Annotated in this window: 12 protein-coding genes; 7 read left to right on the top strand and 5 right to left on the bottom strand. The window is 44.2% G+C overall.

All coding sequences use genetic code 11. From position 1 onward, the window contains the following. Positions 1-824: 824 nt before the first annotated feature. From radA to HUW51_RS08205, 3 genes are all read right to left on the bottom strand, one after another. Complete coding sequence (gene radA, locus HUW51_RS08215; RefSeq protein WP_185273492.1) at positions 825-2,201, bottom strand: DNA repair protein RadA; 1,377 nt, start codon at positions 2,199-2,201, stop codon at positions 825-827. A 216-nt stretch (positions 2,202-2,417) separates the two neighbouring features. Continuing rightward, the gene (locus HUW51_RS08210; protein WP_185273491.1) at positions 2,418-3,038 is read right to left on the bottom strand and encodes a hypothetical protein; all 621 of its coding nucleotides are present in this window, start codon (positions 3,036-3,038) and stop codon (positions 2,418-2,420) included. Positions 3,039-3,173: 135 nt separating this feature from the next. Beyond that, complete coding sequence (locus HUW51_RS08205; RefSeq protein ID WP_185273490.1) at positions 3,174-4,418, bottom strand: MFS transporter; 1,245 nt, start codon at positions 4,416-4,418, stop codon at positions 3,174-3,176. Positions 4,419-4,866: 448 nt separating this feature from the next. Between HUW51_RS08205 and HUW51_RS08200 the strand changes: the two genes are divergently transcribed. Both HUW51_RS08200 and fumC read left to right on the top strand, forming a co-directional pair. Then, positions 4,867-5,439 carry a hypothetical protein gene (locus HUW51_RS08200; RefSeq protein WP_185273489.1) on the top strand — a complete coding sequence of 191 codons (573 nt, stop codon included), beginning with the start codon at positions 4,867-4,869 and terminating at the stop codon, positions 5,437-5,439. A 469-nt stretch (positions 5,440-5,908) separates the two neighbouring features. Beyond that, positions 5,909-7,309, top strand: coding sequence for a class II fumarate hydratase (gene fumC, locus HUW51_RS08195; RefSeq protein WP_185273488.1), 1,401 nt, complete (start codon positions 5,909-5,911; stop codon positions 7,307-7,309). 582 nt (positions 7,310-7,891) lie between these two features. On the opposite strand, the gene HUW51_RS08190 is transcribed toward fumC, so the two are convergent. Next, entirely contained in the window at positions 7,892-9,445 is a 1,554-nt protein-coding gene (locus HUW51_RS08190) for a M20/M25/M40 family metallo-hydrolase (RefSeq protein ID WP_185273487.1), read from the bottom strand. A 289-nt stretch (positions 9,446-9,734) separates the two neighbouring features. Between HUW51_RS08190 and HUW51_RS08185 the strand changes: the two genes are divergently transcribed. The 5 genes from HUW51_RS08185 to HUW51_RS08165 all read left to right on the top strand — a co-directional run bounded on the left by HUW51_RS08185 (position 9,735) and on the right by HUW51_RS08165 (position 14,764). Beyond that, complete coding sequence (locus HUW51_RS08185; protein WP_185273486.1) at positions 9,735-10,841, top strand: Gfo/Idh/MocA family protein; 1,107 nt, start codon at positions 9,735-9,737, stop codon at positions 10,839-10,841. A gap of 615 nt (positions 10,842-11,456) precedes the next feature. Continuing rightward, positions 11,457-11,963: a DUF6265 family protein gene (locus HUW51_RS08180; protein WP_185273485.1), complete on the top strand. Its 507-nt coding sequence runs from the start codon at positions 11,457-11,459 to the stop codon at positions 11,961-11,963. A 274-nt stretch (positions 11,964-12,237) separates the two neighbouring features. Further along, positions 12,238-12,753, top strand: coding sequence for a DinB family protein (locus tag HUW51_RS08175; protein WP_185273484.1), 516 nt, complete (start codon positions 12,238-12,240; stop codon positions 12,751-12,753). A 150-nt stretch (positions 12,754-12,903) separates the two neighbouring features. Beyond that, the gene (locus HUW51_RS08170; protein ID WP_185273483.1) at positions 12,904-13,920 is read left to right on the top strand and encodes a glycoside hydrolase family 5 protein; all 1,017 of its coding nucleotides are present in this window, start codon (positions 12,904-12,906) and stop codon (positions 13,918-13,920) included. Between the two features lie 160 nt (positions 13,921-14,080). Beyond that, positions 14,081-14,764 carry a hypothetical protein gene (locus HUW51_RS08165; RefSeq protein ID WP_185273482.1) on the top strand — a complete coding sequence of 228 codons (684 nt, stop codon included), beginning with the start codon at positions 14,081-14,083 and terminating at the stop codon, positions 14,762-14,764. Between the two features lie 103 nt (positions 14,765-14,867). On the opposite strand, the gene HUW51_RS08160 is transcribed toward HUW51_RS08165, so the two are convergent. Next, positions 14,868-16,532, bottom strand: a complete 1,665-nt coding sequence (locus HUW51_RS08160) for a carboxylesterase/lipase family protein (protein WP_185273481.1) — start codon at positions 16,530-16,532, stop codon at positions 14,868-14,870. Positions 16,533-16,751: the final 219 nt, after the last annotated feature.

Genomic DNA, 16,751 nt, shown 5'->3' with positions numbered 1-16,751 from the left:
AAAACAAAGTAACAATATAATATTGGTATGAAATATTTGATACGGACTTTTTATTGTTTGTTTTGGCGCCGGTTCCCGTTTCCTTGTTCCCCATTCTCTGGGGCAAGTTTTCAAACTTGTGCCTATCTATAAGTTAAAGTCTGTGACTTTACTCCGGTTAAAAGCCGGAACCTGCATCGGCTTTATCAAGCTGCTAAAAAGTAAATTTTTAAAAATTTAGTTTGTTTCCGTATTTACTTGGAGCCGGTTCCCGTCTCCATTTACTGGTTCCATCGTATTTGAACGGGCTGAGTTTGCCTCATGGCCGGCGGGCCTCGTTTGGCTCTCTCGGACGGTTTAGCGAACCTTGGCTCGTTGCACTGCGCCATGCCTCCTGCGTCGGCACCGGAACGCTAAAAGGTCCTCAACAGCCAAACTAGTATCTATTGCGCTTAGCTACTGCTGCTCCCCATTTGGCGCAATAGCGCTTTACAAAAGCTAATTAAAAATTGGCTTTGCAAAAATTACTTAGAACGCTGCGCTAGCTTTAAGCTCAACTAAAATTTTAAAAAATGCATTTTCTTGTTGCAAGCTTCGCATTAATATGAAATTGCCCTGGCTTCGCGCGATGGAAACCAGGGCTTAGGTCGGATTGGATTAATTATTTATGTATAAAAGTTCTTGTACAGGTATGCCGCTGGTGTACGGCTACTTATTAATCCCGGGTAAAATAGTGTTGTGTGTACGGCCTAATTTAAAAATTCCTGTAATACAATCAGTAATTTTACCCTAAGTTTTTGATTTTTATACTCCTATCTAACCAAAACCAAGTGAATTTCTTTTATTTATCCAAAAAGAGAACTTAAAACTTCCTCCAGTTTACTTACCGCGTTTACTTTTATACCTAATTTCTTCTGGTCGATGCCTTTTAAATTAAACTTAGAAATGTAAATTTCTTTAAAACCCAGCTTTTCGGCTTCGCTGATGCGGTTGTCGATGCGGTTTACGGCCCGGATCTCGCCACTTAAGCCTACCTCGGCGGCAAAGCAGGTAGTATGCGGAATAGCTAAATCCTCAAACGACGACAGGATGGAAGCACACACGGCTAAATCAATAGCCGGATCTTCTACTTTAATGCCACCTGCAATGTTTAAAAATACGTCTTGCAAGCCTAACTTAAAACCACTGCGTTTTTCCAATACGGCCAGCAACATATTTAACCGTTTGGCATCGTAACCAGTACTGGAACGCTGCGGCGTACCGTAGGTAGCCGGGCTAACCAAACTTTGCACTTCAATTAATAAAGGGCGATTGCCTTCTAGAGTGGCGCCAATGGTAATGCCGCTAAAGTTTTCTTCGCGCTGCGAAATTAATATCTCCGAAGGATTACTAACCTGCCGCAAACCAGTACCCAGCATCTCGTAAATGCCCAATTCGGAAGTAGAACCGAAACGATTTTTCGTGGTACGTAAAATGCGGTAAGTCATGTGGCGGTCGCCTTCGAACTGCAATACGGTATCTACCATGTGCTCCAGAATTTTAGGGCCGGCCAGGTTACCTTCTTTGGTTATATGGCCGATTAAAAACACCGGCGTACCGCTTTCTTTAGCGTATTTTAACAACTCGGCGGTACATTCCCGCACCTGCGAAATACTACCCGCTCCACTTTCGATAAAAGCCGAATGCAAAGTTTGGATGGAGTCGATGATTAATACTTCGGGCTGCAGTTGCTCAATTTGCTTGAATATATTTTGGGTGCCGGTTTCGGTTAAAATAAAGCAGTTGGGGTGTTGCGCACCGAGGCGTTCGGCCCGCATTTTTATTTGCTGTTCGCTTTCTTCGCCGGAAATGTAGAGTACCCGCTGATTTTTTAAATTTAAGGCAATCTGCAGCATTAAAGTAGATTTACCAATGCCCGGTTCGCCGCCAATTAAAACCATGGAGCCCGGCACAATGCCGCCGCCTAAAACCCGGTTTAATTCCTGGTCGCGGGTATCCAGGCGCAATTCTTCGGAGTAGCTGATTTCGGCAATAGGCCGGGGTTTGTTTGCTATTTGCAGCGACGAAGAGGATTTCCAGGAAGCTGGTCCGGCTGCTTCTTCGCGTTGCAGTACTTCTTCTACGTAGGTATTCCATTCGCCACAAGCTGGGCAACGACCAATCCATTTTGCGGATTGCGCCCCACAACTCTGGCAGAAGTAAGAGGTTTTTATTTTCGCCATTTATTCATTTATCGGATAGACAACTAGCTGAAATTTTTTGGTAAAAAGCAAAATTCAGCCGGACGGCTCGGTATAAGCCATCTTTTTACAACAAAGATAACCGCGTTTTTTATCCCAAAAGAATTATAAATTCTGAAAAGTTATGGATAGTAGCCTTGGGGTTAGAGCGTCTAAAAAACCATTGAAATCAACCCAAAAGCTAAAAGTAAAAAAGGCTTATTCTGGTTGCGGAAGCAAGCTGGCAATAATGATTAAAGGCAATACAATTAAAATAGAAATCAGCAAAGCCCGCCAGATTGGTTTGGCTTCGTAGCCTTGATTAAACCCGATGTATTTGGGCCAGAAGTAAAAATTTAAAATTAAAGCCCCAATTAAGTTTAAACCCAAAGTTAAAGTAGAGCTGCGGTATAACTGAAAAAGAACTACTTCCAGGGCCATATAAGCAATACCAAAACCAACTACAATCCAACTGCCTTTGCGGTTGCCAAGTTCGCGGATATTGGTAACCAACAACATGGCCCCAAACAGCAAACTAAAAAAAATAGAGAACCCCACAATGGCATTAGGCGTGTATAACTGCGATACTTCTTCGGCTTCTTCATCGTTGTCCGTTTCTGCTGCTTTTGCCGCCATCTCGGCTTGATAAGCTTGTCTTACGGCCTGGCGTTCGGGCTCCAGGGTAGCCAGTTCGGTTTCAGAAAAAGTACGGCCCCGCTTCTGCAACTCGGCTACGGCCGCTAATACTGCTACCGGTACGTATTTTTGGTGGTTATTAAAGTATTCCAACAACTCCAATTCGGTCTTGTTCGCCATTTTATTGGCGTAATATGGATCCATAAACACGGATAATTTTTAATGAAACATAACTATTATACTTACTCCGAAAACTTTATGGAGTTAATAATTAATAGTTCTTTTATAAGTAACTCTTAAAAGTATTAAATGTTGCCGGTTTGCAGCATAACCTTTTAATTAGCGCTCCACAAAATCTAAATCTTTACCAAAGGTTTCGGACATGCCCCAAAGTGCTACCAAGGCAATAATAAACGTGAGCGTACCTACCAGTAAGGCGCTCTGCATTAATCCGGTATGCGTTTTAAAATAATCGAATAGCCAGATAACCGGAATTAAGCTGCCCCGCACAAAATTAGGCACCGTAGTAGCTACCGTAGCCCGAATGTTGGTGCCAAATTGTTCGGCGGCAATGGTTACAAACAAAGCCCAGTAGCCAATAGAAAAACCCAGCGCCATACAAGTAAAATAAACCGATTCGGCCGAAGGCAGATCGATGAGCAGGTAGCATAACACGCAGACCACGTTCAGTAAAATAAAGCCCAACACCACTTTTTTCCGGCTCCGGAAATACTGGCTGATAATACCGGAGCTTAAATCGCCGACCGATAAACCCAGATAAGCAAACATCACGGATTTACCCGCCTGCACCGGCTCCGAAACACCCATAGCAACCGCAAATTCCGGCGAAAAAGTAACCAGCACCCCAATCACAAACCAGATGGGTAAACCAATGAAAATGCAGCGCAAGTATTTAACAAAGGTGCGACCCGAAGAAAATAATTGGAAAAAGTTACCCCGCGCTACTTCCTGCTCTTTTACGTTGGTAAACATTCCGGATTCAAACACGCTAAACCGCAGCACCAGTAACAATAAACCCAGGCCCCCGCCAATAAAGTAAGCAATGCGCCAGTCGAATAAATCGGCCATAAAGTACGCCAGCACCGCTCCCAAAATACCCACCGAGGCTACTAACGACGTACCGTAACCCCGGATTTCCTTGGGTAAGATTTCGGCTACTAAAGTTATACCGGCACCCAGTTCCCCGGCTAAACCAATACCGGCAATAAAGCGCAGCAAAGCGTATTGGGTAACACTGGTAGCAAAACCATTGGCAATATTAGCCAGCGAGTACAGCAAAATAGACCCAAATAATACCGAGAGCCGTCCTTTTTTATCGCCCAGAATGCCCCAGAGTACGCCTCCCACCAACATACCGGCCATTTGGGTATTAATCAGGAAAAAGCCGTCTTCGAGTAATTGGTCGCCGGATAAGCCCATGGATTTTAAACTGGGCACCCGCACAATGCTAAACAGCAACAAGTCGTAGATATCCACGAAATAACCCAAGGCCGCAACAATCACGGGAATTTGCAGCAGTTGTTTTAGCTTAGAAGGTGGCGTAGGAGAGGAGGTTGTTATCATACATTAGAAACGCGAAAACCAGTCCGGTGGGGCTGGTCTTCTTTAAGTTATATTCTTCTATTTTAAACAAGTTATTCCGGACAATATCAAAGTATTCTGGTACACTGGCCAAAAAACCACAAGCAAAATTTTAGGAATTAGATTTTTTAAAATTTTAAAAATTTACCTGCTCTGAACAAATGAAATCAATTTTTGGCATAATTCCGTCTTTTTAATCCAGATTTTTTAAGCATCTGGTTGGTGCAATTATAGCGACATTGCTTTCGTAAGTAATATTTATACTTATAAATTTGCGGCAGATTTAATAAACCGCCTAATCAGCCATAGATTTTAGTTACTTGAAAATTACTTTATTTTGCAGGAAACCACATTAAGAATATTAAAAAACACATCTTTTTTAGGAAAGTAGCAGTATATCTTTTTTAAATTATTTATTACGCCAACTTATATGAAAAACATTATCTCTTCTTCCGCCCGCTGGGTAAACGCTATTTTTGCTTTGTTTTTAGCCGTTCTGGTAAGTTCTTGCTCGCAGGAGCCGCAACGTCTTCTGTTCTCGAATCACCCCACAGAATTTAAACGAGTGGAGAACGCTACCGCAAAAGTAGCTACGCCCGAAATTGCTCCTGTAACCGCCAACGCTGCCGAAGCGCCCACCGCTATTTTATCGCCGGAGCAGGCGAAGCAAGAAGAACTAACTGCCGAAATTCGCCGGAACGAAGCCGTAAAAACCGCTCTTGAAAAAACGACTGTTGCTCCTACCCAAAAAGCTACTTTCCGTGAAAAAGTTACGGCTTTAAAAGCAGTGAAGAAAGAAATTAAAACGGCTAAAAAAGAAATTAAAAAAATAAAAGAAGGTAAAAAAGTAGCCGAAGGCCCGGTAACCAACGATGTAGCTATTAAGGTTATTATTCTGGGTTTAATTGTGGCACTGTTAGGCTTAATCGTACCTGTGCTGGGCGGTTTAGGCGGTTTAATTGTAATTGTAGGTTTGGTTTTACTGTTGCTCAATTATTTGTAAAAAACAGCAAAAAATACTTTAGTTAAAAGGTTACCAAGGTTGGTTGTGAAGACACAACCAACGGCAGTGAATCTTTATTTCAAACTTACCAGAAATTAAAAGTTTTAAAATTTTCTGGGTTAAGCCAAAAGGTTATTACGGTTGGTTGTGAAAACACAACCAACGGGCAAAAAATTAGTTGCGGACACACAATCGGCAGCAAGGCTCATTAATCGGTGTTATTATTTACAACTTTTGTGAAGTCTTAGATTAGTTCCGCCGTTGGTTGTGTCTTCACAACCAACCCTTATGAAAGCTTTAAATTTAGTTTAATTAGATTACCCGATTTTTGAACAGCATCGTTTGTTTAAAAATCGGGTAATGCTGTTTATATCAATCTGCATATTTTAAATATTTTTCGCTCTGCTTTCGAAAATTTATTCTTTACTTTCGAGCCGTTTTGTAAAACTTACATTTTTAGAAAAACAATATGGAATTTCGCGTAGAAAAAGATACCATGGGTCCGGTAAACGTGCCCGCCGATAAATACTGGGGCGCACAAACCGAGCGTTCGCGCAACAACTTTAAAATTGGTCCGGAAGGCAGTATGCCCCGGGAAATTGTGTATGCCTTTGCTTACCTTAAAAAAGCCGCCGCGCACGCCAACCTGGAACTAGGTGTATTGCCGCAAGATAAATGCGATATTATCAGCCAAGTTTGCGATGAAATTTTAGCCGGTCAGCACGACAGCGAATTTCCGTTGGTTATCTGGCAAACCGGTTCGGGTACCCAAAGCAACATGAACGTAAACGAGGTAGTTGCCAACCGCGCACATGTGTTACTGGGTGGTTCTTTAAACGACGAAAAAAAACAAATTAACCCCAACGACGACGTAAACAAATCGCAATCGTCGAACGATACGTTCCCGACGGCTATGCACATTGCGGCTTACAAGCAAGTAGCCGAAATTACCTTGCCAGGCCTGCAAACCCTGCGCGACTCCCTGCAACGTAAAGTAGAAGAATTTAAAGACGTGGTTAAAACCGGCCGTACGCACTTTATGGATGCCACGCCACTTACATTAGGCCAGGAGTTTTCGGGTTACGTGCAGCAGATTGACAACAGCATTCGCGCCATTAAAAACGCTTTAGAAGTTGTAAAAGAATTGGCTCTGGGTGGCACCGCCGTAGGGACTGGTTTAAACACCCCACAAGGCTACGATGTACTGGTAGCGCAGAAAATTGCGGATTTTACTGGTTACCCATTTGTAACGGCTCCTAATAAGTTCGAGGCTTTGGCGGCCCACGATGCCATGGTAGAATTATCCGGTGCTTTAAAACGCACGGCGGTAGCGCTCATGAAAGTAGGAAACGATATTCGCATGCTTTCTTCCGGCCCACGCAGTGGTATCGGCGAAATCATTATTCCGGACAACGAACCGGGTTCGTCTATTATGCCGGGTAAAGTAAACCCGACCCAACCCGAAGCTTTAACCATGGTTTGCGCCCAGGTTATGGGCAATGACGTGGCTGTATCCGTAGGAGGCTCCTTGGGTCATTTTGAACTGAACGTATTTAAACCACTAATTGCGGCAAATGTATTGCAATCCGCGAGGTTATTAGGCGATGCCTGCGTATCGTTTACCGTGAATTGTTCCGATGGTATTAAAGCCAACCACGAAATTATTCAGCGCCACCTGGAAAACTCGTTAATGCTGGTAACGGCCCTGAACCCGCACATTGGTTACTACAAAGCCGCCGAAATCGCCAAAAAAGCCCATAAAGAAGGCACTACTTTACGCCAGGCCGCCATTGCCACCGGCTATGTAACCGACGAGCAATTCACCGAATGGGTACGTCCGGAGGATATGACTGGCAGCTTGAAGAGTTAGTTGATAGTCCATAGTCCATAGTCCTTAGAAAAAACTAGACCATGGTTGAGAGTTCACAGATATAGAGTTATTTAAAAAAGCGGCCTTCTCAAAGGCCGCTTTTTTAATGTTAAGTTGATTAAAAGCCTCAAATTATCCTTGATAAGCATGGCATACTTAAAAACTATGGCGCGGAAGTTACTTCCGTGACTATTATACTTATTCCAATTAAACCGCTAGTCCATCTTAAGAATTTAGAAAGGCACGGAAGTAACTTCCGCGCCATAAAGTTTAGGGCTAAATAGAGCTTACAAAATTAGCCCTTTAGTAACTTGTGGTAATTTTACCAATAAAAGTAGCTACTCGCAACTAATACCAGTTTGGCTATTGAGGGCCTTTTAGCGTTCCGGTGCTGCGCAGCAGCATGGCGCAGTGCAACGAGCCAAGGTTCGCTAAACAGCCCGAAAGAGCCGAACGAGGCCCGCCGGCCATGAGGCAAACTCAGCCGTATCCAATAAGATGGAACTTGTGCATGGAGACGGGAACCGGTTCCAAGTAATGCAGCTAACCACAGCTTTTTTGGTTCAGTCCTAACAATTAACCTTAATCTAAACCACCTTTTCGCGTAGGCTGCCGCGGCTCCGGCCAGATACCCGGTTGCCCCGTTTGCGGATTTACCGGCAATACAATCTTATCCCGGGAAGTCTTATTCGGATCTTCGCTGGCCATATACGCCAGAATAGCCGTTAAAATCGCGTTGCTCCGCACATCATCAAACACAATCTTATCATAGGTATCGCGGTTGGTATGCCAGGTATAAGTGCCATACGACCAATTTAAAGAACTCAAGGAAAAAGCAGGTGCGCCGGCCGCCACAAACGAAGCAAAATCAGAACCACCGGTACCCGGCGAACCCGGAAAGCTGGTTTGAATCTGAGAACGGATTTCTTCGGGCACCTGGGTTAGCCAACGGCCCAAATATTCATAAGAATTTAAAAATCCTTGTCCCGCCAAGTTTACCACGCGGCCGGTACCGTTATCCTGGTTAAATACCGCCTGCACGTTCTGCACAATTTCCGGATGATCCGCCACAAAAGCGCGGGAGCCGTTTAAGCCTTGCTCTTCGCTGCCCCAGTGGCCCACCAGAATGGTACGCTTCGGGTTCGGGTATACTTTCTTTAAAATGCGCATGGCTTCCATCATGGTTAGGGTGCCGGTACCATTATCGGTGGCGCCGGTGCCGCCGTCCCAGGAATCAAAGTGCGCCGACAAGATCACGTACTCATTGGGTTTCTCGGAGCCTTTAATTTCGGCAATGGTGTTAAAAGTAGGTACAACGCCTTTTTCCTTCGACTCAGTTTGCACCCGTATTTTAGGTTTATGGCCCGATTCGGTGAGGCGGTAAAGCAACCCATAATCTTCCAGCGACATATCAATGGTCGGGATTTTTTTAGTGTAAGCAGCAAAGATTTTATTCACCCCAAAGCCATTCGACCAGTTACAGGTAACCACCCCGGCGGCTCCAGCTTTTTCCAGGGCAATGGGCAAGTTGCGCGTAGTCCGGCCGGTTTTACTTAAGCGGTTGCGCCAGGCTTCGGTTTGCGCGGTGCGGTCGGCTTTCATTTTCTCGAAAGATTCTTTCCTGGCGAATTCCTGCCAGTTATAATCGGGTCGGCCGGTGGGCTGGTTCATGGAGATGAGCACGAACTTACCTTTTACGGCGGGTAACCATTTTTTAAATTCCATAGAATCTGCTACGTCCGGAATAATAATCAGCTCCGCCGTAACGGCTTTTTTCATGCCGGGACTCCAGGCCAATTGCATACCTTCCAGCGATTCGGTGCGTGGGTAAACTAAATCAATGTGCGAAATACCGCGTTCCCAACCGCGCCACTCGCCCCAGTTTTCATTGCGGGCGCTAATATTCCAATCTTTGTATTTAGCCACGGCCCAGTCGCCGGCTTGTTTCATTTGCGGGGTACCTACCAGCCGGGGACCGATCACGTCCATTAACTCGTGGCCTAATTTTTCGAGTTGCGAGTTCTCGTTCGCTTCTTTCACAATAGCATCTACCACCGGATCTTTGGTTTGCGCCATGGCTACACTGCCCGGTAACAGCACCAAGGAGAGAAGAAATAATTGAAGTTGTTTTTTCATGCAATTAATCAGCGTTATTTAAGCGTATCAATTAAAGTCCGAAGGTACAGAATTAATTAAAACCATTTCCCGTGCTTGTTTAGAGGGTTTTAAATGGATAAAAACAATTACGGTTGGCGGGAATAAGTTTATTTAATTTAAATATAGGGAAAAGGCGCAAAATACTTATCTTGGCATATTTTGATTGCAATTATTTTAAAATGTATCTCAATCGGGCCGGTTTCCTAAAGCTGGTCTTACATAAGAAAAACTAATTTATTATAGCTTTAAACTTTAAAAATTTAAAAATATGTCTTCTACAACTCGCCGAGACGTCTTAAAAACAATTGTTTTGGGTAGTGCTACTGCCATTTTTTCGCCGAACACCTTGCTGGCAGCTACCCGGCCGCAAAAAGACCGATTAGGCGTAGCACTGGTGGGTCTGGGTTATTACAGCACCGATTTGCTGGCGCCTGCTTTGCAGCAAACCAAAAATTGTTACCTGGCTGGTATTGTAACCGGTTCGCCGGAAAAAGCCGAAACGTGGAAGAAAAAGTATAACATTCCGGACAAAAACATTTATAACTACCAGAACTTCGACACCATTGCCAATAACCCCGATATTGACGTGGTGTACGTAGTATTGCCGCCATCTATGCACCGGGAGTACGTGGAACGGGCTGCCAATGCCGGTAAACACGTATGGTGCGAAAAACCCATGGCTGTCACCTCCCAGGAATGCCAGGCCATGATTGCCGCTTGTAAGAAAAACAAAAGATCGTTAGCGATTGGTTACCGCCTGCAGCACGAACCTAACACCAAAGAATACCGCAACATTGTACAAAAACAGCTTTTAGGCAAAGTACAAAGCGTGAAATGCGCCGCCGGCTACCAAGATAACCGCACCGACCACTGGAAGCAGAAGAAAGAAATGGGCGGCGGCGTCATGCACGACATGGGCGTTTATGCCATCCAAGGAGCCCGCATGGGAACGGGCATGGAACCGATTGCTGTAGCTATGGCTAAAACCTCAACTACCCGGCCGGAAATTTATAAAAACGGATTAGCCGAAACCGCTGTAGCTACCCTGGAGTTTCCGGGCGGCGTGCTGGCCGATATTAAAACGAGCTTCGGCGAAAACGTAAATTTTTTAACGATTAAATGTGCCAAAGGCGAAATTAAGATGGAACCTTACTCGGCCTACGATGGGGTAAAAGGCAGCAGCCCCCTTGGCGAAATCAACCACCCATACAAAAACCCGTGGCAGCAAGCCAACCAAATGGACGATGACGCGCGCACCATCATGCAAGGCAAACCCATGCCCGTTGGCGGCGAAGAAGGTCTCCGCGACATCCGGATTGTAGAAGCTATCTACAAATCCGCCGAAACCGGCAAACGGGTGGCGCTTACGGTTTGATGTGGTTGGAAGGTTGAAAGGTTGGAAGGTTGGAAGGTTGGAAGGTTGTGAATTAGCTAAAAATTAAAAAAACTTCTGCCGCGAGCGTCCACGCTCGCGATAGAAATGGAACTTAACGGCCTTTAAAGAGGCGAAGATTAACATGTAATGGCTGTTACTAATGGAACTTGTTCTGCTGCGTAGCAAAATAGGTTCCTTCTGAATGACAAAGACTTTTAAATTGTAAAACTTTAAATTATCCTAGCCAGCGATGCAACAAATAGCATCTGCCAGGTGCAAGGTTTGACGCTAAACTGTTCGAGCGTTCAGCGAGTTTTTAGCGTCTTGACTTTTTTGGTTCTTTTTGTGTCAAGACAAAAAGAACAAGAAGCGAGCAATAAAACAGTTCCACTAAGCAATAAAGCTACTCAGTCAGCTATGCGAACGATAATTTTTTAAATCAAAAGTAACGGAAGTAACTTCCGCGCCATAGTCATTTACTTTGAAAAGTATTCCATTACTGAATTAATAGATTGATTAAAAGCCCTGGCTTTAACATCCTAATACTAGAGTTCATTTACTTAAAACCATTTTGTATATTTAAATTTTAAAAATTTAAACCAAATTTCTGCTTCTATGAAACGCATTTTTGCTTTGTTATCCTTTTTTGTTTTCGCGGGCTTGTTGCCGCAAGTGTATGCTCAGAGCCAACCCAAAGGTGGTTCGGTGGCCGATGTAAGCTTTATTCAAGGTAACTGGAAAGCCACTACCGCTGATGGCAGAAGCATTGATGGCGTGTGGGTAGCGCCGGAGAACGGCAACATTATGGGCTCTATGCGCATGATGAAAGGCGGCAAAGCCGACATGTACGAAATACTCGTTTATGAGCAAACGCCGCAAGGTTTAGTGTCGCTGGTGAAACACTTTGCACCCGGCTTAATTGGCCATGAAGAAAAAGACAAACAAGACCGTTACAACTTTGTGGAAGCCAGCAAAGACAAAGCTATTTTTCAAAAAGAAGGCGAAGACCTCCGCATTTTGTACGAAAAGCGTTCGGCTAACCAGTTTGTGATTGCCCGCGGGAACCAGCAAGATGGCAAGTGGGTGTTCAAAGATTTATTTGTTTTTAACCGGGCTAAGTAAATCTTCTTTATCCGGCCTTAACTTATTTTATTTAAAAATGCCTAGCTCCAATACAGTTGGAGTTAGGCATTTTTGTTTGGGTACCGGGTGGTAAAGATTAAAAAGATATTCTTGTGATGAACTACTATTCAACAAGTAACAAGTAAGCCGTTACGGGTAGTTAAATCCTTAAAAATTTAAAAAATTAAAAATTCTGAAAGTACACTGCCATAGGGTTGTCAGTGGACCTAATGTTCTTTGTACTATTCAGCAACACCTCTAAAAACATAAAACTATGCCCGAAACTCAAACTTTATCCGTACTCGATTTACTTCCTAAAGAACTGGCTCAGGAAGCCGAAACTACCCGCAAAATGTTATCCCGCATTCCGGATGACAAGTACGACTGGCAGCCGCACCCTAAAAGCATGACCATTCGGCAACTGGCTACGCACATTGCCGAATTACCATCGTGGATAACCATGGGCCTGAATACCGATGAACTGGATTTTGCCGCCCAACCTTATGCGCCCAAGGAGATAAATAATACGGCGGAGTTAATGCAGCATTTAGAAGAATCTATCGCCTCGGGTGCCGAAGCTTTAAACAAAGCCAGCGAAGAAGACTTACTACCTAACTGGACTTTACGCAATGGCGACGAAGTGTACGCAGTTTATACCAAATACGAGGTTATCCGGCACGCTCTTAGCCAACTCATTCACCATCGGGCCCAATTAGGCGTATACCTGCGGTTGTTAAACATTCCCATTCCGGGTAGCTACGGCCCTAGCGCCGACGAAATGGAATTTTAATCGGAATCAAGACTTCGTCATAACAAGGGCTGCTTCTTACCTGGAAGCAGCCTTTTTATTTGCTAAAATTTAAAAATTTTACCGGAGCCATCCTTCTTTGTATCTCTATTTCGTGCTACCTTACCAAGTGGTATAATCCCCTCTGTACATATGCTAAAAAAGATTACCCTATTAATGCTGGTTAGTTTGCTGCTAATTGGTAAAACTACTTTTGCGCAAACCGCCGGTACTTTGCCCTTGGTAAGCGTACAAGGCAATAAGTTTGTAACGGCCGGCAATAAACCCATTGTTTTTAGAGGCCTGGATACCAGCGACCCCGATAAACTGCAGCGGGATGGGCACTGGAACAAAGAATATTTTGAAGTAATGAAAAGCTGGGGCGCCAATGTGGTGCGGTTCCCGGTGCACCCCAATGCCTGGCGCAAACAAGGTCAGGAAAACTACATTAAGTTACTCGACCAAGGCGTACAATGGGCCACCGAACTAGGTTTATACGTGATCATTGACTGGCACAGCATCGGCAACCTGCGCTCGGAATTGTACCAGAACCCCATGTACGAAACTACCCAAAAAGAAACGTTCGAGTTTTGGCGCACCATGGCAAAACATTACAAAGGCAATACCACGGTAGCTATGTTCGAGCTGTTCAACGAACCTACCGTAATGGGCGGGCAAGCCGGTACCTGCACCTGGCCGCAATGGAAAGAAATCATGGAAGAAATAATCGTGATCATCCGGGCGAACGGTTCGCAAGCGGTACCCTTAGTAGCTGGTTTTAACTGGGCCTATGACCTCACGCCAGTAAACCTGGACCCCATTAACGCCCAAGGCATTGCCTACGTGAGTCACCCGTACCCCCAGAAACGCGAAAAACCCTGGGAACCACAGTGGGCTTTGGACTGGGGCAACGTAGCGAAAAAATACCCGGTAATTTTAACCGAAATTGGTTTCTGCGGCCCCGATGACAAAGGCGCCCACGTACCCGTTATCAGCGACGAGTCGTACGGCGACGCCATCACCAAATACGCCGATGCCAATGGCATTTCCTATACCGTCTGGGTTTTCGATCCGCAATGGGCACCCATGCTCATCCAGGACTGGAAATTTACTCCTACCCGCCAGGGTAAGTATTTCAAGTCTGCTTTACAGAAGTATGGTAAGAAGTAATATTATAGTCAATAAGGAATTTTTAAATTTTCTTGTTGCCTAGAGTTCAAAAGGGCTAATTGTTATTTCTGAACAATTCATGGTTACTACATCTGCCGTTTGCTGATGCGCACTTTCGTAAGCAAACGACTACTATCTCGTTTCTTGAAAAACTTACTGTATGAAATTTATTGGTTGTCTTTTGTTTTCTATTCTGTGCTCTTTATCAACTTTCGCTCAATCTCCTAATTCAGGTGAAGCAAAAAAATCCCAACTAAAACCTAACTATGTAGGACTTCGGCTTAACAATACTTCGTATTATTTGAATTTTAATCAAATGCCCTATAATGGCTTTTTTGCAGCTTGGCCCATTTTACATGTAGGCTACTATTTAACTAAAAGATCCTCCTTGCAAATAGGAGTAGCCTATGGCAAACGAAAATTCGACTGGGCAAATATTTATAATGATGAAGAAAATAAATTAATAGAAGAATACAATTATAGTAAATCAAGGGGAATTATACTGCCTATAACCTGGCGCTACATTTTAAATCCAACCAAGCGCTTTCAGTATTTTGGTTCGGTTTCAATGGCTCCAGCTTACGGAAGTATTTTTGAACAAAGAACAGGTAAAACAGACCAGCTTCCCACATTCACCTATCAAGCTACAGCCAAAGGTTTTAATGCATTTATCACCGGTACTTTAGAAGTTAACTATCAAATAAGTAAACAGTGGGAAGGAAATGCAGAATTGATATTGTTTAATAGGAATGTGAAAGAATTAACCGGAACAACTATTTCCCCCGTTATAACAGGCTCACGTATTTTTAAGGTTATAGGTTTTGGAGTGAATTATAAACTATGAAACTCTGGCGAGATTTACTTATATAGTTATAAACATAAGCTAAAAGCTAACTTAAGAAAGTAGAGCCCGCCATTACGGACTCTACTTTTTAACATATATAATATTACGCTAAAGCCTTCCGGGCTTCGCGATCCGGATCGTTTTTAATAACGGGAACATCGTCCAGGAACATGGTTTCGCCGTTTTCAGGAGTGTAACGGGGCCAAGTAGGTAAGCCGCCACCATTGGGGTTACCGGTACGGGCAAATTTTACGAACGAATCTGCCATTTTTGCCGATAACTTCCGCGGGCGCGAACCACCGCCGGTATGCGTGTACATTAAATCGGTATTATAGAACCAGAAACTAATATCGCTGCAATGGAAAGCCCGCATGCGATTATCAAATAAAGGCGGTTGCCAGCCAAACCAAGCTACATACACCGGCGCTTTTTGCTTGGACTTAGCATTAGCCAGGGCAATTACATTTTGCCTGTTACTCACGGCCATCGACCAGATTTCAATGGGCTTTCTTTCGGGGAAAGCTTTGGCGTAAGAGTCGATTACTTTTCCGGCATTTTCGCCGAAACGGTCTTTTACCTTTTCTTTTACGGCATCCAGGGTAATATTTTCCAGCGAAGCATCCGATCGGCTCGGCGACGATTCATTCAGTGTAGAGCAAAGTATTAAAGGAACATCCGCTGACAGGGGAGAGGCTACCGGATCGAAAGGATGTTGCGGCAGGAAATTACCATCCGCTACCGGTGCCCAGCCACCGCCTCGCTTACCAGCAGCTTTCAATTCGTCGGCTAATTTTTTGCTGGCCCGGGTGGCAATTTCGTAGTATTCTTTCCAGGGCATGGTTTGCAGTTTATCTACCTGGCTGTTGGTTAAGCCAGCTTCCTGTAAAATATAAGCGCCAAGCTTTTCCGAAGTTTCTTTTTCGGTTACTTTTAAAGTTGCTCCACTCAATGCTACTCCTTTATGAAATAAACCTTTGGCCGAAGGCATCGCCATTAAAGTACAAACCTTACCACCACCTCCGGACTGACCAATAATCGTAACACTACCCGGGTCGCCGCCGAAATTAGCAATATTGGCTTTTACCCATTCTAGTGCCGCTACGCAGTCCAGCATGCCCACATTACCCGAAGCGGCGTACTTGGTAGCATTAGCGCCGGCAAAGTTGGCAAAACCCATTGGACCTAAGCGGTGGTTAATGGAAACATACACTACATCGCCGCGCCGGCTGATATTTTCGCCGTGGTATCCATCTTGTTCAATAGCATTACCGTTGGTATAACCGCCACCGTGCAACCAAACAATTACCGGCCGTTTTTTACCGTCAGCAATAGCGGGCGTCCAAACGTTCAGGCGCAAACAATCTTCGCTCACGTCGTCGTAGTTCCAGTGGTCGATAAAAGAACTAACCGGATCGGCGTAGCGCTTTTCCATGTTTTGCGGCGCGGTATTGCCCCACCAGATAGTGGGCTTTACCTCGGTCCAGGGAGTTGGTTTTTTAGGCGGCATAAACCGGTTTTCGCCGGAAGTATCGGCTCCGTACGGAATACCCAGGTAGGTGTAAATGCCTCTCAGTTTAAAGCCTCTTACTTTCCCGTAAGCGGTATTGGCAATCGCAATTTTTTCGCCGATAAAAAGGATTTGATCCTCTTCTTCTTTTTTAACACGGGAGGAACCAGCCAACGAGGGCAACGAAAAGGCGGAGCTCAGACCCAAGGCAGTAGTACCTAAACCAAGCTTTTGCAGAAAACTTCTACGGTTATTTGCCATAAATTTTAAAAATTTAGATGCGTTAAGATGAATGTTCGATAAAAAGGAAAAAGAATGACTTACCGGAGTAAATTCGTTTTTACGACTTTCAATTTAAGTAAATTACCGACAGAAAAAATAACCTACCCCTTATTTTCAATTTGATTTTTTAACTTTGAGAGCCAATTAATTAGCTATTATCTTTTATGAAGTAGCTGATTCGATTTTTTAAGCGTCCAT

Origin of the sequence: Adhaeribacter swui, from assembly GCF_014217805.1 — a bacterium.
Taxonomy (GTDB): domain Bacteria; phylum Bacteroidota; class Bacteroidia; order Cytophagales; family Hymenobacteraceae; genus Adhaeribacter; species Adhaeribacter swui.
This window is presented reverse-complemented; position numbering and strand designations above follow the sequence as displayed.